An 18,819-nucleotide genomic window follows, 5' to 3' on the forward strand; every position below is an offset into this window, starting at 1 on the left:
CATTTTGTCTGGTCTTCGGACCATTTTAGCAAAATGTAATTCATTTAAACATTTGTTATTACTATGTTTTCCTTGGGATAATTCTGGCAGGCGTCAATTATTGCGTTTGGTTGGCCGCGCTCCCCAGAAATTGGGAAACCGTGTAAAAAAAATCGGCTCGCTTCCGAACTTTTCCACGAAACGCTGATTTTGCTGCCGATATTAACTTGACCATTGCCCAATTATCGCCTTCGATAAGGCGGTGAAGGCGACAGGCGTCACTATGCTCAGACATAAATAGAAGACCGGATAACCGGTCTCGGGCGAGGGGCGGTCTGCTAATGCAGTATGGGTTGGGGAGGAGCGCACGGCTTTTCCGGAAAGACCTATGCAACAAACAACGAGAGAAACGCGTGGTGTGTTTACGCCCATCGTTTCCAGGGAACAAAAAGGTTGCAGGCCAGATGAAAAATACAATTTTGATGGGGGTACTGGGTGCAGCAGCGCTTTTTGGCGCGGCTTCGGGGGCATCCGCCGACACACTTTCCGACGTTAAGGCAAAGGGCTTCGTGCAATGTGGTGTGAACACCGGTCTTCTCGGTTTTGCTTCCACGAACGACAAGGGCGAATGGTCCGGCTTTGACGTCGATTATTGCCGCGCGGTTGCATCGGCGATCTTCGGCGATCCGACCAAGGTGAAGTTTACGCCGCTGAATGCGAAAGAGCGCTTCACGGCGCTGCAATCAGGTGAAGTGGACGTTCTGATCCGCAACACGACCTGGACCATTAGCCGTGATACTTCGCTCGGCCTTGATTTTCCGGGCGTCAACTATTTTGACGGTCAGGGCTTCATGATCAACTCGAAGAAGCTCTCCGGCATCAACTCGGCGCTTCAGCTTTCGGGCGCTTCCATCTGCGTGCAGGCAGGCACGACGACCGAGCTGAACATGGCCGATTATTTCCGTTCCAATAAAATGGAATATAATCCGGTCGTCTTCGAAAAGGTCGACGAAGCCAACGCAGCCTATGATTCTGGTCGTTGCGATGCTTACACCACCGACCAGTCCGGCCTCTATGCAATTCGTCTGACGCTCGCCAATCCGGATGATCACGTCATCCTGCCGGAAATCATTTCCAAGGAACCGCTTGGACCAGCTGTCCGACAGGGCGATTCGAAGTGGGCTGACGTCGTCCGCTGGACGCATTTCGCGCTGTTGAATGCTGAGGAATTCGGTATCACCAAGGCGAATGTCGACGAGATGAAGAACTCTGACAATCCGGAAATCAAGCGTTTGCTTGGCACGGAGGCCGATACCAAGATTGGTACCGATCTCGGCCTCGATAACGACTGGGTCGTCAAGATCATCAAGGGCGTCGGAAATTACGGCGAATTGTTCGATCGTAACCTGGGTAGCGGTAGCCCGCTCAAGATCGCACGCGGTCTCAATGCCCAGTGGTCGAAGGGTGGCCTGCAATACGGCATGCCGATCCGCTAAGGGCGACAGCTTTTGCATCTGACATGAGGTGGGGGCACTGGCATCCGCCTCATGCCGGATTTATCGGCTCTCTGTTTCGTTGAAGCAGTTTCCCGCAAAGATCATCGGGATCTGATAGCAGCACAAGCATTTGAAATTGGGGCGATTGCCCGCAAGAGCTCATAGCATTTCGCTGGCCAGACAATTGAACCGGCCCGTCGCAAAAAATAATGGTTCGGCTGCATTGTCGTTTCGAGAATGACGCTCCGGTTTTTGGGGCGCTGTTTCCGTTCCGAAAATTTTGCGCCTGACCAAAGGTACAGGAAACATATGGCTTCCTATTCTGCAACCGAACGCCATGATAGCGGTGGAACCTCACTTCTGTACGATCCGCGCGTTCGCGGCATCTTCTACCAGATTTTAGTGTTCGTCGCGGTCGTGGGCGCGATCTACTGGATCGTCGGAAACACGGTCACCAACCTGCAGCGCGCGAATATCGCCTCGGGCTTCGGCTTTTTGAAAGGCCGCGCGGGCTTCGATGTCAGTCAGACACTGATTTCGTATAACAGCGATTCGACTTATGCCAGGGCCTTCCTGGTGGGTCTGGTCAACACGCTCTATGTTGCAGGTTTGGGCGTTATCACAGCCTCGATCATCGGATTTCTCGTCGGTATCGGTCGTTTGTCCCGCAACTGGCTGATCCGCAAGCTCTGCACGGTCTATGTTGAAATTTTTCGCAACATTCCGCCGCTGCTGGTCATTTTCTTCTGGTATTTCGGCATTTTGTCCACCTTGCCGAATGTGCGCGAAAGCATCAGCGGACCGTTGCACACCTATATCAACACCCGCGGCTTCTTCATGCCCGCACCCGTCTGGGGTGAGAAGGCGTGGCTTATTCCGGTGGCGCTTGTTCTGGGCATTGTCGCGTCTTTCGTGGTGGCGCGCTGGGCCAGACGCAGGCAGATGGCGACAGGTCAGCCCTTCCATACGATCCGTGCGACGATTGCACTGATTATCGGTCTGCCACTGCTTGCCTTCATCGCGACCGGCTTTCCGGTTTCCTTCGACATTCCGAAACTCGGTACCTTCAATCTGACGGGCGGCGCTCAGATCAAGCCGGAATTTCTGGCCCTTTTCCTCGCCTTGTCCTTCTACACAGCCTCGTTCATTGCCGAAACGGTTCGCGCGGGCATTCTCGGCGTCAACAAGGGGCAGACGGAAGCGGCTTACGCGGTTGGTATGCGCCCTGGGCCGACGATGCGTCTCATCATTGTGCCGCAGGCGCTACGCATTATCATCCCGCCTCTGTCGAGCCAGTATCTGAACCTCATCAAGAACTCCTCGCTGGCAATTGCCATCGGCTATCCGGATCTCGTCGCCGTCGGCGGCACGGTTCTCAATCAGACCGGACAGTCGGTTGAAGTCGTGGCAATCTGGATGGTGATCTATCTGGGCATCAGCCTGGTCACGTCCGCCATCATGAACTGGTTCAATGCCAAAATGGCGTTGGTGGAGAGATGACCATGGAAAAAGCCGATCTCCAATATATCCGCACGGAAATGGTCGATGGCGAAAAGCCGCCGCGTTCGGTACAGGGCTTTTCGCACTGGCTGCGCGTCAATCTCTTCGCTTCTCCAACCGATGCGGCTCTGACAATCTTCGCCCTGTTCCTTCTGGTCTGGTTTCTGCCGTCCGCCATTCAGTGGCTCTTCGTCAACGCGGTGTGGAGCGGAACCGACCGCACGGCCTGCCTGACCGTCGCACAGGGCGGCGCACAGCCGGACGGCTGGTCCGGCGCTTGCTGGGCTTTCGTTCAGGCCAAGTATGAGCAGTTCATCTATGGACGCTATCCGATCGATCAGCGCTGGCGGGTCAATCTGACGGCTCTGCTCTTCGTCATCCTTCTTGTGCCGCTTATGATACCGAAGGTGCCGCAGAAGGCGCTCAACGCCATTCTGTTCTTCTTCGTCTTTCCATTTGTGGCATTCTTCCTGCTGGTTGGCGGCTGGTTCGGTCTGCCCTTCGTGGAAACGCCACTCTGGGGCGGCCTTCTGGTAACGCTGGTTCTGTCCTTCGTGGGCATTGCGGTCTCTTTGCCGCTCGGCATTCTGCTGGCGCTTGGCCGTCGTTCGCATCTGCCCGTCATCAAGACATTCAGCATCATTTTCATCGAAATGGTGCGTGGTGTTCCCCTCGTGACGGTGTTGTTCATGGCGAGTGTGATGCTTCCGCTGTTCCTGCCGCCGGGCGTGACCTTCGACAAATTGCTGCGTGCCCTGATCGGCGTGGCGCTGTTCGCATCGGCCTATATGGCGGAAGTTGTGCGCGGCGGACTTCAGGCGATCTCACGCGGGCAATATGAAGGCGCGGATGCGCTCGGCCTCAGCTACTGGCAGAAGACGGGACTCATCATCCTGCCCCAAGCGCTCAAACTGGTGATTCCGGGTATCGTGAACACCTTCATCGGGCTCTTCAAGGATACGAGCCTTGTCTACATCATCGGCATGTTTGATCTTCTGGGCATCGTGCGCCAGAGTTTCTCCGATGCCAACTGGGCTTCTCCACAGACGCCTGCTACCGGCCTCATCTTTGCGGGCTTCGTTTTCTGGATTTTCTGTTTCGCTATGTCGCGATACTCTATATTCATGGAACGACGGCTCGACACGGGTCACAAACGATAAAAAGAACAAAAGGGAATAATGGTATGAGTGCACAAAGCGCCCTCCCGCAATCAGAGCTCGGTGTCGAGGTCGACGGCTCGAAGATGCAGGTATCCAAAACCGATGTCGCCATCGAAATCACCAACATGCATAAGTGGTATGGTGAGTTTCATGTTCTGCGCGACATCAATCTGAAGGTGATGCGCGGTGAGCGCATCGTCGTTGCCGGTCCGTCGGGCTCGGGCAAATCGACGATGATCCGCTGCATCAACCGTCTGGAGGAACATCAGAAGGGCAAGATCGTCGTTGACGGTATCGAGCTGACCAACGACCTGAAGAAGATCGATGAAGTGCGCCGCGAAGTCGGCATGGTGTTCCAGCACTTCAACCTCTTCCCGCATCTGACCATTCTGGAAAACTGCACGCTGGCGCCGATCTGGGTGCGCAAGATGCCAAAGAAGCAGGCGGAAGAAATCGCCATGCATTATCTGGCCCGCGTGAAAATTCCGGAACAGGCCAATAAATATCCGGGCCAGCTTTCCGGTGGTCAGCAGCAGCGCGTGGCGATTGCCCGTGCACTGTGCATGAACCCGAAGGTCATGCTTTTCGACGAACCGACCTCGGCGCTTGATCCGGAAATGGTCAAGGAAGTGCTCGATACGATGGTGAGCCTTGCTGCCGAAGGCATGACCATGATCTGCGTGACGCACGAAATGGGCTTCGCCCGTCAGGTCGCCAATCGTGTGATCTTCATGGATCAGGGCCAGATCGTTGAACAGAATTCACCAAACGAGTTCTTCGACAATCCGCAGCACGAACGCACCAAGCTGTTCCTCAGCCAGATCTTGCACTGATCCGGTTGAGTGCCTTGAATTGAGAACACCCGCCAGTCACGCTGGCGGGTGTTTTTATTGGTGGGGTCGTTTCGACCAAGCCGCCGCTTACTCTGCGTGCGGCCCTTCGCAAAATTGGATGCGGTTGCCGAAAGGATCAATCACGCTCATCACGCGCCCCCAGGATTGGGTCTCAATACCGGGGCGCATGAAGCGATAACCGCGCGAAGTGACTTCCTTGTGCAAGGCATCGATGCCCTGCATGCGCACAAAAATGTTGGCGCCGGGACTGCCATCGCCGTGATGTTCGCTCAGATGCAGGATCAGGCCTTCGCGCGACACCTGCATATAAAACGGCATATCCTCCGCAAATCGGTGCTCCCAGTCGAGGGTGAACCCCAGAAAGCCGATATAGAACTCCTTGGCCTTTTCGATGTCGAAAATCCTGAAGATGGGGCAGGTTTGTTCAAAGTGGATTGTCATGTTGCGGAGCCTTTGCGACTGATAGGCTATTGAAATCGGAGAGGCATTTCGTGACGGATTTTCAATGGGCAGGGAAGCTGACGCCTGAGCAATATCGCGAGTTTCACGCATTTTATAGCAAGGAATGGTGGACGCGTGAGCGAAGCTTCGAAGATGTCATCCATATGCTCGACAATTGCGACGTGCTTGTCTTCTGCTTCGACGATGCAGGCAATATTGCTGGCTTCGCACGGGTGTTGAGCGATTTCACCTTCAAGGCGACGATCTTCGATGTGATCGTTTCCGATCACCATCGCGGACAAGGGCTCGGACAAGCCATCGTCAAGCGCGTGTTGGCCCACGAAAAGCTGCAACGTGTGAAGAGCTTCGAGCTTTATTGCCCGGACCGGCTGGTGCCATTCTATGAGAAACTCGGTTTCGTCAAAGGCACATCGGCGCTGCTCTTCAACCAGCCATAGTTCAATCTTCCACGAAGTGGCGCAGGCGCTGCAAGGCATCGTCCCACTGGGTCGAAACGGCCGCGAGATAGGCGTGGGCATCGACAAGCGGAGCAGGATGCAGGCGGAAATGACTTTCCCGCCCGATCTTTTCGCGATGCACAAGCCCGACCTGTTCGAGAACCGACAGGTGCTTGGTTACGGCTTGCCGCGTGATGCTGCCATTCTGTGACAGCACCACGATAGAACGGCTCTCACCGTCACTCAATGTCTCGATGAGAGCGAGTCTCGTCGGGTCGGCAAGCGCCCCGAAAATAGCGGAAATCTCCATGGCGTGACTGACCGGACTTGCGCTCATTTTTCGACATGGGCCTTGATATTGCCGACCTGCTCCTGCCAGCCACCATCGTTCATGCGCAACGCCAAAGGCTGGCGTTCGGCGGGCAGGGCGTCGAAACCGCTTTCAACAACTGTCAGGCGCGTGCCGCTTTCGATCGGTTCAAGCTTGAACTCCACCAGCGTCGGCGGCTCCTTGGAATAATCCACGTCCGGCTCGACGGCATAAGGATGCCATGTAAAGGCGAAATAGTTCGGCGCCTTCATATCCTTGACGACGGATTCCCACCGCACATGCTCAAATCCCGGATAGGTGATGTGACCGGTCGAAGCTGCGCCGACGATGAACGGGCCATCGAGCTTGACGCGAAACCAGCTTCCAAACTCGTCATGGTCGGTCAAGGCGCGCCAAACGCGGTCAATACCAGCGCGAATGTCGACGGTCTTCTCAATGCGATCTGTCTTGTTTGCAACGGTCATGGTGTATCTCCTCCGTAATTGGCAACTCAATGGTTGCTAATTTAACGGCGCTGACAAAATAAGCAACCAAAAAGTTGCATATTTATTCCGGCAGAGGTGCCTTGTCGGGTAAAGGGAAGAGCGTGCGCAGTTTTTCCGCCAAAATACGATCCCCTTTGACTGTCAGCAAATTGGCTTCCTCAAGCGCTGCCAATGGCTGTCCACCATAGATGGTTGCGGCGAGCATACGCGGCGCGCCCTGGAGTGAAAGATCGTATCGTTCCGGCACGCCGCGAGCGATATCCAGCGCCTCATCATGCAGGCGGGCGGTGAAATCTTCTCCATCCAGTCGCAGGTGAATGATGGCATTCATCCCATGGGCGCATCCGCTATCCAGCATAGTCCGCAGAGAAAGCAGGAACGAAACCGTTGAAATCGGCAGGTTCGGATCGTGCATTGGCGAACGCGCAGCCCAACGACCGAGCGCTTGCAGGATCGGTTCGCTTTCATAGCCCCATTCGGTGAGTTCATAGACCTGCACCGAGGCCGGCGGCGGCAATTTGGTCTTGTGTAGAATGCCGGCTAGTTCCAGCCCCTCGAGCCTTTGGGTGAGCACATTCGCGCTCACGCCCGGCAGATCGGCGCGCAAATCACTGAAGCGCTTCGGGCCCAGCAGCAGTTCTCGCATGACCAGCAGCGCCCAGCGTTCTCCAATTAAATCAAGGCCATGCGCGGCCGCGCATGCATCATCGTAGCTGCGCTTCGCGGCCTGTTTATCGCCTTTAGTTATTTTTTCTAACTTCATGGTTGCCTAATATAACTTATCTGTCATTATGTTCAAGCAAACTTAATCCGGACATCGCCAGAACACGCGAAAAATGTCTGGTGCTGCGGCGGGGCGCAGCGGCGACAAACAATAATAATGGATACAGGGCCGCGCCCTGCCAATGGAGGAAATGTCATGCCGAAAATGATTTTCGTGAATTTAGCCGTGAAAGACGTCGCGCGCTCGACGAGCTTCTATGAAGCCATTGGCGCAAAGAAGAATCCGATGTTCTCGGACGAAACCGCATCCTGCATGGTTTTCTCCGATACGATCCACGCGATGATCCTGGATCATGACAAGTTCAGCCAGTTCACGCCGAAGAAAATCGCCGATGCCAGTGCGGTGAGCGAAGTGCTGATCTGCCTATCCGCCGACAGCAAGGCCGAGGTGGATGACACGGTTGAAAAGGCCGCGAAAGCTGGCGGTCGCGCTGATCCGGCGGCCAAGCAGGACTATGGTTTCATGTATGGGCGCAGCTTTGAAGATCTGGACGGTCATATCTGGGAGCTGATGTGGATGGACATGGAAGAAGCCGCCAAGGTTATGGGCTGAGCGCAAAAACTGGATAAACAGGGAGGAATTGACCATGTCAGGTCTCACCATTTGCCTGTGGTTCGACGGGCAGGCGGAAGAAGCCGCCAATCATTATGTCTCGATCTTTCGCGCCTGCGGGCGACCGGCTTCAATTGATGGTTTCATCCGCTTCAAGCATGGCAACCAGCAAAACGAAGAACAGGCTGTCACCGCGAATTTCACGCTTGATGGACAGAAAATCTGTGGCCTCAACGGAGGTCCGCATTTCAAGTTTACGCCAGCGGCATCGTTGATTGTTCGCTGCAAGGATCAGGCGGAAGTGGATGCTTTCTGGGAAAAGCTTCTGGAAGGCGGGACGCCGATGGAATGCAGCTGGCTGACCGATAAATATGGCTTCGCATGGCAGATCGTACCCGACATGTTGCTCGATACCATGGAAAATGGTGCGCCTGATGTCCGCCAGCGCGTGGCGGACGCCATGATGAAGATGGTCAAAATCGATGTTGCGACATTGGAAGCTGCGCGCGACGCGGCGTAACTTTTGACCGACTATCCGCGTATGGCCGCAACGGCATCATAGCCATAAAGCCAGTCCAGATCCTTCAGGAAAGTATCCGGGCGACGCAGGGCAAACAGCATGTTGCGGCCAAGCGCCATCGGTCCGGTGGCGTGATAGGCAAAGCGGTTAAGCTGACCGCGCTTGGCGACCGCTGCGAGCCTTTCCTTGCGAACGGTTTCGAAGCGGCGCAGCCCCGCCGACTGATCGGCGGCATCAAGCGCTTCGGCAAGGGCGGCCGCATCTTCAATCGCCATCGCAGCGCCTTGCGCGGCAAATGGCGTGACGGCATGGGACGCATCGCCCAGAAATATGGTGCGGTTCGGCCCCAGAAGCTGCGGTTCTGCCATTTCGAAAAGCGGCCAATAGGTCCAGTCGTCGGCGGTCGCCAATACATCACGAACCGGCTTGGCCCAGCTTCTATAGTTGGCTTGCAGTTTTGTGCGGTCGCCGGTTTTCGACCAGCTTTCGCCGGGATTTTCGCCCGCAGTAATGGCGACAAAATTGAAAAATGCCCCGGCTTTGACGGGATAGGCGATGAAGTGAATGGCGGGGCCGAGCCAGGCGGATACGGCCTTGCGTTCTGGAAGAGCGCTCAGGAACGAGGCGGGCAGGGCATTGGTCGCCAATGTTGCACGCCACGCAATATGGCCGCTGAACTGCGCCTTGTCGTAATCGGCAAGCGCACGCTGCGCAGACCAGACCCCGTCGCAGGCGATCAGATAGTCGGCTTCAACGGTATTCGTCCCGCTTCCGCTTTTGACGGTCGCCACGATGCCATTGTCGCGGGCGGTATGATCGAGGATTTCACTGCCGAGGTTGATCTGGATCGCTGGATTTCCCTCGCAGGCTTGCAAAAGCGCCGATTGCAGATCGGCGCGGTGACAAACCACATAAGAATGGCGCCAGCGCAGACGAGCCTTGTCGCCCAGTTCCATGGCGAGCAGGGGACGCGCCTTGCGTCCGTCAACAAGATAGAGTTTTTCAGGCGTTACAGTGTGAGGAGCAAGACTGTCGGCGACGCCGAGGTGCTCAAGGTGACGCATTGCGTTCGGGGCCAGTTGCAAGCCCGCGCCGACTTCAGAAAGAGCGGATGCTTTCTCGATGAGCTGGATTGTCCAGCCCCGTGCTGCAAGTTCCAGCGCCGCGCTCAATCCCGCGACACCGGCTCCTGCTATCAATATGCGGCCTTTGCCCATATCGGTCTTCTTGCCCAATGCTGTGATAAGATGGGCTTAAATAATCGCTGATCAGGCCGCTTTATCGGCTGGAGCGTCATAGGTGCAGCCTGCCGGAAGAGTTTCGTCGGCATGCAGCTTGGCATTGTAGCGATAAAGGGTCGAGCAATAGGGGCAGACCACTTCGCTTTCGTCGCCCATGTCGAGGAAGACATGCGGATGATCGAAAGGCGGGTTTGCGCCGACGCACATGAATTCCTTCACACCGATTTCAATGGCACTGTGACCGGCGTCGTTCTGGAAATGAGGAATGATGTGATCGGACATAATACGCTCCGGGCTGTCGTTCGCGGTATATAGCACGCTTCAGACCAGCGCGCTCAAAACTCTGCTTGCGTTTACCGCGAAACTCTTGTTTCCGGAAGCGTTTTCATCAATTCTAGGGATATTTAAGTGATTTGCTATCAAACTGTCATGCGACAGCCATAGGCTTTACGATGCGCCGGTTCTTTCCGGCAGATGCCGGATTAGGAAAAATGAACGAAAACAGTGCGTTGGCGAGCGAAACCCAGAGCGGGGCCCATGATATGACAGCTGAACCAGCCAGCACCTCCGAAATCGGTTCGGACATGCAAAACGCACCTGATGCTCACAAAGCTTTGAATGAGGACAAGATCGCGGAGCTGATGAGCAGCGCGGATCGCTTCGTCAATCGTGAGTTTTCCTGGCTCCAGTTCAACCGCCGCGTTCTGGATGAAGCCGCAAATATGCGCCAGCCTTTGCTGGAGCGTCTGCGTTTCCTGTCTATCTCGGCCACCAATCTCGATGAATTCTTCATGGTGCGCATTGCCGGTCTTGCCGCGCAGGTCCGCGCCGGTGTGGCGCTGCGCAGTGCCGATGGCCGCACGCCACAAGAACAGCTCGATTTCGTTCTGGATGAAGTGAGCCGATTGCAGGCCGAGCAGCAGGGACGTTTCCGCATCTTGCGTGACGAGCTGGTGCAGGAAAATATTGAAATCGTTCGCCCATCGGGTTTGTCGGAACCGGAGAAGGACTGGCTGGAAAGTCATTTTCTCGAAACGATTTTCCCGGTTTTGACGCCGCTTTCCATCGATCCGGCGCATCCGTTCCCGTTCATTCCGAATCTGGGCTTTTCGATTGCCTTGCAGCTGGCGCGCCGCGCGGACAATCACCCGATGACCGCGCTGTTGCGCATTCCGGTGGCTCTGAAGCGGTTCATCCAGCTGCCGACGGATCAGCAGAATGTCTATCGCTTCATCACCATCGAGGATGCGGTGAGCCTGTTTATCGGGCGACTGTTCCCCGGCTATGAGGTGCGCGGGGCAGGTACGTTCCGTATCATTCGCGACAGCGATATTGAAGTGGAAGAAGAAGCCGAAGACCTCGTGCGTCTCTTCGAAACGGCGCTGAAGCGCCGCCGCCGCGGTCAGGTTATCCGCATTGAATTTGATGGCGAAATGCCGGAAGCCTTGCGCGTCTTCGTGGCGACTGAACTTGGCGTGTCCGAGAATCGTGTCAGCGTGCATGAAGGGCTTCTGGCGCTTAACATGATCTCGGAGATCGTCTCTATTCCGCGTGATGACCTGAAATTCGTATCCTACAATCCGCGTTTCCCGGAGCGTATCCGCGAACATGGCGGCGATTGCTTCGCCGCGATTCGTGAAAAGGACATTGTGGTTCATCACCCTTATGAGTCGTTCGACGTTGTGGTGCAGTTTCTGCGTCAGGCGGCGGCGGACCCGGATGTGCTGGCCATCAAGCAGACGCTCTATCGCACCTCCAACGACAGCCCGATCGTTCGTGCACTGGTTGATGCGGCGGAAGCGGGCAAATCGGTGACTGCGCTGGTCGAGCTGAAGGCGCGTTTCGATGAAGAAGCCAATATTCGCTGGGCACGCGATCTCGAACGCGCTGGTGTGCAGGTGGTTTTCGGCTTCATCGAGTTGAAAACCCACGCGAAAATGTCACTCGTCGTGCGCCGCGAAGACCAGAAGCTGCGCTCCTATGTGCATCTGGGTACGGGCAATTATCACCCGATCACCGCGCGTATTTATACGGATCTTTCCTTCTTCACCTCGGATGCTGATATTGCCCGTGATGTGGCGCATATCTTCAATTTCATCACCGGTTATGCCCAACCGGCGGAAGAGATGAAGATCGCCATTTCGCCTTTCACCTTGCGGGCGCGCATTATCAAGCACATCGAGAATGAAGTGGCGCATGCCAAGGCAGGGCGACCGGCGGCGATCTGGATGAAGATGAATTCGCTGGTCGATCCACAGATTATTGATGCGCTCTACAAGGCAAGCCAGGCGGGCGTTCACATCGAGCTGGTGGTGCGCGGCATCTGCTGTCTGCGCCCGGGCGTGCCGGGCCTCTCCGACAATATTCGCGCCAAGTCGATTGTCGGGCGTTTTCTCGAGCATAGCCGCGTTTTCTGCTTTGGAAACGGGCATGATCTGCCGTCCGACAAGGCGATTGTCTATATCGGTTCTGCCGACATGATGCCGCGTAATCTCGACCGTCGCGTGGAGACGCTGGTGCCCATCACAAATGCCACAGTGCACCAGCAAATCCTGTCTCAGATCATGTTTGCCAACATAATTGATAACCAACAGAGCTATCAGCTACTTGCGGACGGCACCTCTCGCCGGATAGAAAAAGAAGAAGGAGAGGAAGCTTTCAACGCGCAGGAATATTTCATGACCAATCCCAGCCTGTCGGGTCGCGGAAAGTCGCTGAAGTCTTCGGCCCCCCGTCTGATCGCACATCGTAAGCGTGCGCAGGCGGAAAGAAAAACGACTGCATGAGTCCAGCTATAGCACAAGGCCGTCTGAAGGGTCTCAAGCCCATCGGGGTCATTGACATCGGCTCGAATTCGATCCGTCTCGTCATTTACGAAGGTATCGTCCGTTCACCGACGGTATTGTTCAACGAAAAACTCCTTTGCGGTCTCGGCAAGGGGCTGGCCAAGACAGGCCGGCTCAACGACAAGTCTGTCGATATCGCCTTGCGCGCCTTGCGGCGCTTTCGTGCGCTTGCCGAACAGGCGGGCGCGGTTTCCGTGCATGCGCTGGCGACTGCTGCCGCGCGAGAAGCGAAGAACGGCCCTGATTTCATCGCGCAGGCCGAGGCCATTCTCGGGCGTCACATTGAAGTGCTGTCCGGCAAGGAAGAAGCCTATTATTCGGCGCTTGGTATCATTTCCGGCTTCCACAAGCCTTGCGGCGTCGCGGGCGATCTGGGCGGTGGCAGCCTCGAGCTGGTGGCCGTCAACGATCACGACATCGGCGAGGGCATCACCTTGCCGCTTGGCGGCTTGCGTCTTCAGGACATGTCCGACGAAAAGCTGACCGAAGCTGCGAAGATCACGCGCACTGAACTTGCAAAGGCCTCACTCCTTGAAATGCATCAGGGACAGGTCTTCTACGCGGTTGGCGGTACATGGCGTAACCTTGCCAAGCTGCATATGACGGCCAAGCATTATCCGCTGCATGTCATGCACGGATATGAGATGGACCCGGTCGAGGCGCAGAGTTTTCTCAAGCGCGTTGCCAAGGGCAATATCGACACGATGCGCGGCATCGAGGCAGTGTCGAAGAACCGTCGCCAGCTTCTGTCCTATGGCGCAACCGTGATGCTGGAAACCATCCGCCGCATGAAGCCGTCGAAGATTGTCTTCTCGGCTTTGGGCGTGCGTGAAGGGTATCTCTATTCGCTGTTGCCCAAGAACGAGCAGAAACTCGACCCATTGCTTGCTTCTGCGGAAGAACTGGCGATCCTGCGGTCGCGCTCGCCGCGCCATGCGCGCGAACTGGCCGTTTGGACGACGCTTTCTCTGCCGCTGCTCGGCTATGACGAGACCGAGGACGAGGGGCGTTATCGAGAAGCTGCCTGTCTCGTGGCGGATATAAGCTGGCGTGCGCATCCGGATTATCGTGGTTCGCAGGCATTGAATATCATCGCGCACGGCTCGTTCGGCGGCATCGATCATCCGGGCCGCTCTTATATGGCGCTTGCCAATTATTACCGCCATGAAGGGCTGATCGAAGACGAAATCGCTCCGGAAATCGTGCAGCTTGCCACGCTGCGCCTGCGCGACAGGGCCAAGCTCCTCGGCGCATTGCTACGCGTCGTCTATCTGTTGTCGGCATCCATGCCGGGGGTCATTCCGCGCCTTTACTGGCGTGAGGAAGTAAACGGCATCGCGCTGGTTGTGCCAAGCGATCTGGCCGATCTCGTATCGGATCGCCCAGAAGGCCGCTTGCAGCAGCTTGCCAAATTGACGGGAAAGAACCTCTATTTTGCGATAGGCGAAAAGGGAGGGGAATAAGGGAGTAAGGGAATAGGGGAGTATGTTTTTACAACCCTTTTCACCTATTCCCCTACTGCCTTATTCCCTTACTCCCCTAATTCCACCGCCCGGATACGACGGTTCTCGAACTTGATGCCGATCTTGCCGTCGATCAGGTCCAGTGCCTTCTGACCGAATACTTCGCGACGCCAACCCTGCAAGGCTGGCACTTTCGCTTCATCACCTTCTGCTGCAATCTTGTCGATATCGTCCGAGTTGGCGACGATCTTGGCGGCAACTCCATGTTCTTCGGTAACAAGCTTCAGCAGAACCTTCAGAAGATCGGCTGCGGCGGCGCTGCCTTCCGGCGAATGCGACGGCTTGGGCAGCTTCGGCAGGTCTTCCTTCGGAATAGCAAGCGCTGACTGGATTGCAGCCACCAGACCGGCAGCCTGTGCCGAGCGCTCCCAGCCTTTCGGGATCGAGCGCAGGCGACCGAGCGCCTCGGCATCGCGCGGCTGCTGCTGCGCGATCTCGGCAATCGTGTCGTCCTTGATGATACGGCCGCGCGGCACGTTGCGTTCACGCGCTTCCCGTTCGCGCCAAGCCGCGACGGACTGCATGATGGCAAGCTCAATGGGCTTGCGCACGCGGGCTTTCACGCGCCGCCATGCATCATCCGGATGCAGATCATAGGTTTCGCGGGCGGTCAGTACCGCCATTTCCTCATTCACCCACTCGCTGCGACCTTCCTTCTGAAGCTCTTCCTTGAGGTAGAGATAGATGTCGCGCAGATAGGTGACGTCAGCCAGCGCATAGTCGAGTTGCTTGTCTGAAAGCGGGCGTCTGCGCCAGTCGGTAAAGCGGGACGATTTGTCGAGGTGCTTGCCGGTGACTTTCTGGACGAGCTGGTCATAGGAAATCGCATCGCCGAAGCCGCAGACCATGGCCGCAACCTGACTGTCGAAGACCGGCGAGGGGATGAGGTCGCCGAGATGGAACACGATTTCGATATCCTGCCGCGCGGCATGGAAAACCTTGACGATCTTCTCGTCGGCCATCAGGCGGAAGAAAGGGGCAAGGTCGAGACCGGGCGCGAGAGCATCCACCAGTGCGGTGTGATCCGGCGAAGCCATCTGGATAAGGCACAATTCCGGCCAGAAAGTCGTTTCACGGATGAACTCCGTGTCGACAGTGACGAAATCTGACTTGGACAGGGCGGATACGGCCTCTTCGAGGGCCTCTGTGGTCGTGATGAGTTGCATGGTTTTCTTTTAGACAAAGCGACGCTGGTTGTCCCGAAAGAATGCGCAAAAGCGATAGCATAACAAGTGCAAATCGTGTTTTTTGTCGATACGTTACGTCATGCGGTCTGAACCGCGACACTTGTAGAGAGTGCAGACTTGACAAAACCCGGTCAAAATGCGCTTTTCCGCCAGAATTTGCAGCGCTTTGCCTGCACTGACTTATCTTACCAAAAGGCAGAAATCATGCACCGTTACCGCAGCCATACCTGCGCAGCCCTCCGTAAGACGGACGTCGGTTCGAACGTTCGTCTGTCCGGCTGGGTTCACCGCGTCCGTGACCATGGCGGCATTCTCTTCATCGATCTTCGCGATCATTACGGCATTACCCAGATTGTGGCCGATCCCGATTCGCCCGCTTTCAAGGTTGCCGAAACGGTTCGCGGCGAGTGGGTTATCCGCGTCGATGGTGAAGTGAAGGCCCGCGCAGGTGATGCGGTCAATACGAACCTGCCGACCGGCGAAGTCGAAATCTTCGCAACCGAGATCGAAGTTCTGGCCGCAGCCAAGGAACTGCCGCTGCCTGTCTTCGGCGAGCCGGATTATCCGGAAGATATCCGCTTGAAGTATCGCTTCCTCGATCTGCGCCGCGAAACGCTGCACAAGAACATCATGAGCCGCACCAAGATCATTGCCGCGATGCGTCGCCGCATGACCGAAATCGGCTTCAACGAGTTCACCACGCCGATCCTGACGGCCTCGTCGCCGGAAGGCGCACGCGACTTCCTGGTGCCGAGCCGTATCCATGAAGGCAAGTTCTATGCGCTGCCGCAGGCGCCGCAGCAGTACAAGCAGCTTCTGATGGTTGCCGGTTTCGACCGCTACTTCCAGATCGCGCCTTGCTTCCGCGATGAAGACCCGCGCGCTGATCGCCTGCCGGGCGAATTCTACCAGCTCGACCTTGAAATGAGCTTCGTGACCCAGGAAGAAATCTGGGAAACGATGGAACCGGTCATGCGCGGCATTTTCGAAGAGTTTGCCGAAGGCAAGCCGGTCACGCAGACCTTCCGCCGTATCGCCTATGACGATGCGATCCGCACCTATGGTTCGGACAAGCCGGATCTTCGCAACCCGATTGAAATGCAGGCTGTGACTGATCATTTCGCCGGTTCGGGCTTCAAGGTCTTCGCGAACATGATCGCCAACGACCCGAAGGTGGAAGTCTGGGCCATTCCGGCCAAGACCGGCGGTTCCAGAGCATTCTGCGACCGCATGAATTCCTGGGCGCAGAGCGAAGGTCAGCCGGGTCTCGGCTATATCTTCTGGCGCAAGGAAGGCGACAAGCTTGAAGGCGCAGGCCCGATTGCGAAGAACATCGGTGAAGAACGCACCGAAGCAATTCGCGTGCAGATGGGCCTCGACGATGGCGACGCCTGCTTCTTCGTGGCTGGTCAGCCGTCGAAGTTCTACAAGTTCGCCGGCGATGCACGCACCCGTGCAGGCGAAGAGCTGAACCTTGTGGATCGCGACCGTTTCGAACTGGCCTGGATCATCGACTTCCCGTTCTACGAATGGGACGAAGACAACAAGAAGCTCGACTTCGCACACAATCCGTTCTCCATGCCGCAGGGCGGTCTGGATGCGCTGGAAAATCAGGACCCGCTCGCAATCAAGGCCTATCAGTACGATCTCGTCTGCAACGGCTTTGAAATTGCTTCGGGCTCGATCCGTAACCAGCTGCCGGATGTCATGGTCAAGGCCTTTGAAAAGGTCGGCCTGAGCCAGCAGGACGTGGAAGAGCGTTTCGGCGGCCTCTATCGTGCGTTCCAGTACGGCGCGCCTCCGCATGGCGGCATGGCTGCCGGTATCGATCGCGTCATCATGCTGCTGGTCGGTGCAAAGAACCTGCGTGAAATCTCGCTGTTCCCGATGAACCAGCAGGCGCTTGATCTTCTGATGAACGCGCCTTCGGAAGTATCGCCAGCCCAGCTGCGCGATCTGCATATCCGCTTGGCTCCTCCGACTCAGAAAAGCTAAGCGCTTTTTCCGAGAATAAAAAACCCGGCCTTGAGCCGGGTTTTTTGTTGGTGCGAATCTAAAAGAAAGCCCGGTGATGACACCGGGCTTTTTCGATTTTAGTTGTTGGCGTCGACGCCAACCTTCAGGAGCTGGATGATCTTCGTCGGATCGAGCGATGCGGTCGCAACGATCGATGCGAAGGTCACCGGCTGGTCAGGCGAGGCGCTGAGCGTCAGAGACTTCGGATCGGTGAAATACTTGTCCGATGCCGCCTTCAGCTGCTGTGCAAAATCCGGGTTCTTCAGCTGTGTGGCCATCAGTGGGACCATCATCTTCAGCTGTTCGCCAAGCGCCTTGGCGTCCGAACCCTGCTGCTTGGCATAATAGGTCAGCAGCTTTTCCGTCAGCGATGCATCATCGAAGCGGATCGTCAGGTTCTTGAGGTTCAGCTGTTCTGCAAGGCCGAGAATGGCAAGACCGGCGGCGTCCTTGTCGGCGTCCGACTTGGTCATTGCTTCCTGCGTCTTCTGCACGGCTTCGACAAAAGCCAGATCGTAGCCGCCAAGGCTGCCGGTGATGTTGATCTTGCCGAGGTCCTGCGCATCAACTTCCATCTGGTCGAGCGTGGCATCGCCCGACTTCGGCGACCACTGGCCCTTCATGTTGACGGCGGCCTGAAGGCTCTTCATGCCGAGTGGCTCAAGCGGGTTCTGGCCTTCCTTGCCAAAGGTGGCGTCGATGCTGGCAACCGAAGCGGTGTAGCCGATCTTCTCGGCCTTGTTCGACGTGTCGAGAGAGACGTCGACGCCCTTTACCGTGGCGCCATCCGTGCCTGGCTTGCCGAAAGCCAGTTCGTCGATCTTCATCTTGTCGTAGAGGATCATGCTGTCGAGCGGACCCTTGGCAGATTCCGATGGAATATGCAGGTTCAGCATCGACATGCCCTTGATGGCGGCCTGATCGTTCTTGCCGTCGGTGCTGTCGAGCGTGAGGTCAGGAACAGCAACCTGTCCGATGGTGAAACCGCCATCCGGTGCGTCCTGAACGTCTTCCAGCGTCACGTCGCCGATTTCCACATCCTTGGGAGACAGTGTGGCGAGCTTGACCTTGGTGCCTTCGAGCACGATGTTCGAACCGTCAGCCTTCACATTGGCGAAGCTCAGTTCGCCGCCCTGTTTCGCATAAAGGGCCTTGAGGCGCTCGGCGACGGCATTGGCATCCGCAGCCATGGCGGCGCTGCCGAAAATCAGCGAAAGTGCTGTGCTTGCAGCAAAAATGCGCGCCGCTGGCTTGATATTGACGAAAACCTGCATTCGAAGCTCCTGCCTAATCTCTTGATTTTAGTGCGGCATTCATAGGCTTAAATCTTCTGATTTAACAACCTGATTTGCTTAACCTGTGCTTGCAACATAGGAAAACCTGTTTCCAATTGCTCTATAGTGCGTAAATGGCGGCAGATTTGCGACTGAGGCCTGCCTGCACTCC

18 protein-coding genes are annotated in these 18,819 nt (G+C 56.4%); 10 read left to right on the forward strand and 8 right to left on the reverse strand.

The window, feature by feature from the left end:
- Positions 1-443: 443 nt before the first annotated feature.
- The 4 genes from FHW00_RS06460 (at position 444) to FHW00_RS06475 (ending at position 4,968) form a co-directional block, all read left to right on the forward strand.
- Complete coding sequence (locus tag FHW00_RS06460) at positions 444-1,475, forward strand: amino acid ABC transporter substrate-binding protein (RefSeq protein WP_078340477.1); 1,032 nt, start codon at positions 444-446, stop codon at positions 1,473-1,475.
- A 309-nt stretch (positions 1,476-1,784) separates the two neighbouring features.
- Positions 1,785-2,975: an amino acid ABC transporter permease gene (locus FHW00_RS06465; RefSeq protein ID WP_078340478.1), complete on the forward strand. Its 1,191-nt coding sequence runs from the start codon at positions 1,785-1,787 to the stop codon at positions 2,973-2,975.
- A 2-nt stretch (positions 2,976-2,977) separates the two neighbouring features.
- The gene (locus FHW00_RS06470) at positions 2,978-4,135 is read left to right on the forward strand and encodes an amino acid ABC transporter permease (RefSeq protein WP_078340479.1); all 1,158 of its coding nucleotides are present in this window, start codon (positions 2,978-2,980) and stop codon (positions 4,133-4,135) included.
- Positions 4,136-4,158: 23 nt separating this feature from the next.
- The gene (locus FHW00_RS06475) at positions 4,159-4,968 is read left to right on the forward strand and encodes an amino acid ABC transporter ATP-binding protein (protein WP_078340480.1); all 810 of its coding nucleotides are present in this window, start codon (positions 4,159-4,161) and stop codon (positions 4,966-4,968) included.
- A gap of 87 nt (positions 4,969-5,055) precedes the next feature.
- On the opposite strand, the gene FHW00_RS06480 is transcribed toward FHW00_RS06475, so the two are convergent.
- Positions 5,056-5,430: a glyoxalase superfamily protein gene (locus FHW00_RS06480; RefSeq protein WP_078340481.1), complete on the reverse strand. Its 375-nt coding sequence runs from the start codon at positions 5,428-5,430 to the stop codon at positions 5,056-5,058.
- Positions 5,431-5,480: 50 nt separating this feature from the next.
- On the opposite strand from FHW00_RS06480, the gene FHW00_RS06485 reads away from it, so the two are divergent.
- Positions 5,481-5,888 (forward strand): GNAT family N-acetyltransferase, encoded by a 408-nt coding sequence (locus tag FHW00_RS06485; RefSeq protein WP_078340482.1) that lies wholly within the window; start codon positions 5,481-5,483, stop codon positions 5,886-5,888.
- Position 5,889: 1 nt separating this feature from the next.
- Here the strand turns inward: FHW00_RS06485 and FHW00_RS06490 are convergent, their stop codons facing one another.
- The 3 genes from FHW00_RS06490 to FHW00_RS06500 form a co-directional block, all read right to left on the reverse strand.
- A complete protein-coding gene (locus FHW00_RS06490) occupies positions 5,890-6,225 on the reverse strand; it encodes an ArsR/SmtB family transcription factor (RefSeq protein WP_445557989.1) in 336 nt (111 codons plus the stop codon).
- On the reverse strand, positions 6,222-6,683 hold the full coding sequence (locus FHW00_RS06495; protein ID WP_078340483.1) for an SRPBCC family protein: 462 nt from the start codon (positions 6,681-6,683) through the stop codon (positions 6,222-6,224). Before FHW00_RS06495 ends, FHW00_RS06490 begins: the two co-directional genes overlap by 4 nt.
- An 82-nt stretch (positions 6,684-6,765) precedes the next feature.
- On the reverse strand, positions 6,766-7,467 hold the full coding sequence (locus tag FHW00_RS06500; RefSeq protein WP_078340484.1) for a winged helix-turn-helix transcriptional regulator: 702 nt from the start codon (positions 7,465-7,467) through the stop codon (positions 6,766-6,768).
- Positions 7,468-7,623: 156 nt separating this feature from the next.
- On the opposite strand from FHW00_RS06500, the gene FHW00_RS06505 reads away from it, so the two are divergent.
- Positions 7,624-8,040: a VOC family protein gene (locus FHW00_RS06505; protein WP_078340485.1), complete on the forward strand. Its 417-nt coding sequence runs from the start codon at positions 7,624-7,626 to the stop codon at positions 8,038-8,040.
- Between the two features lie 34 nt (positions 8,041-8,074).
- Positions 8,075-8,560, forward strand: a complete 486-nt coding sequence (locus tag FHW00_RS06510; protein WP_078340486.1) for a VOC family protein — start codon at positions 8,075-8,077, stop codon at positions 8,558-8,560.
- 11 nt (positions 8,561-8,571) lie between these two features.
- Here FHW00_RS06510 and FHW00_RS06515 read toward each other — a convergent pair whose 3' ends face one another.
- A complete protein-coding gene (locus tag FHW00_RS06515; protein ID WP_078340487.1) occupies positions 8,572-9,777 on the reverse strand; it encodes an FAD-binding protein in 1,206 nt (401 codons plus the stop codon).
- 51 nt (positions 9,778-9,828) lie between these two features.
- A complete protein-coding gene (locus FHW00_RS06520) occupies positions 9,829-10,083 on the reverse strand; it encodes a zinc-finger domain-containing protein (protein ID WP_078340488.1) in 255 nt (84 codons plus the stop codon).
- 260 nt (positions 10,084-10,343) lie between these two features.
- Between FHW00_RS06520 and FHW00_RS06525 the strand changes: the two genes are divergently transcribed.
- The gene (locus FHW00_RS06525) at positions 10,344-12,587 is read left to right on the forward strand and encodes an RNA degradosome polyphosphate kinase (RefSeq protein ID WP_078340543.1); all 2,244 of its coding nucleotides are present in this window, start codon (positions 10,344-10,346) and stop codon (positions 12,585-12,587) included.
- Entirely contained in the window at positions 12,584-14,110 is a 1,527-nt protein-coding gene (gene ppx / locus FHW00_RS06530) for an exopolyphosphatase (protein ID WP_078340489.1), read from the forward strand. The genes FHW00_RS06525 and ppx overlap by 4 nt, the downstream gene beginning before the upstream one ends.
- A gap of 68 nt (positions 14,111-14,178) precedes the next feature.
- On the opposite strand, the gene rnd is transcribed toward ppx, so the two are convergent.
- Positions 14,179-15,336 carry a ribonuclease D gene (gene rnd, locus FHW00_RS06535; protein ID WP_078340490.1) on the reverse strand — a complete coding sequence of 386 codons (1,158 nt, stop codon included), beginning with the start codon at positions 15,334-15,336 and terminating at the stop codon, positions 14,179-14,181.
- A gap of 225 nt (positions 15,337-15,561) precedes the next feature.
- On the opposite strand from rnd, the gene aspS reads away from it, so the two are divergent.
- Positions 15,562-17,352, forward strand: coding sequence for an aspartate--tRNA ligase (aspS, locus tag FHW00_RS06540; RefSeq protein ID WP_078340491.1), 1,791 nt, complete (start codon positions 15,562-15,564; stop codon positions 17,350-17,352).
- Positions 17,353-17,450: 98 nt separating this feature from the next.
- Here aspS and FHW00_RS06545 read toward each other — a convergent pair whose 3' ends face one another.
- Positions 17,451-18,647: a hypothetical protein gene (locus FHW00_RS06545; protein WP_078340492.1), complete on the reverse strand. Its 1,197-nt coding sequence runs from the start codon at positions 18,645-18,647 to the stop codon at positions 17,451-17,453.
- Between the last annotated feature and the right edge of the window lie 172 nt (positions 18,648-18,819).

Source organism: Ochrobactrum sp. P6BSIII, assembly GCF_014138065.1.
In the GTDB taxonomy this organism is placed as follows: domain Bacteria; phylum Pseudomonadota; class Alphaproteobacteria; order Rhizobiales; family Rhizobiaceae; genus Brucella.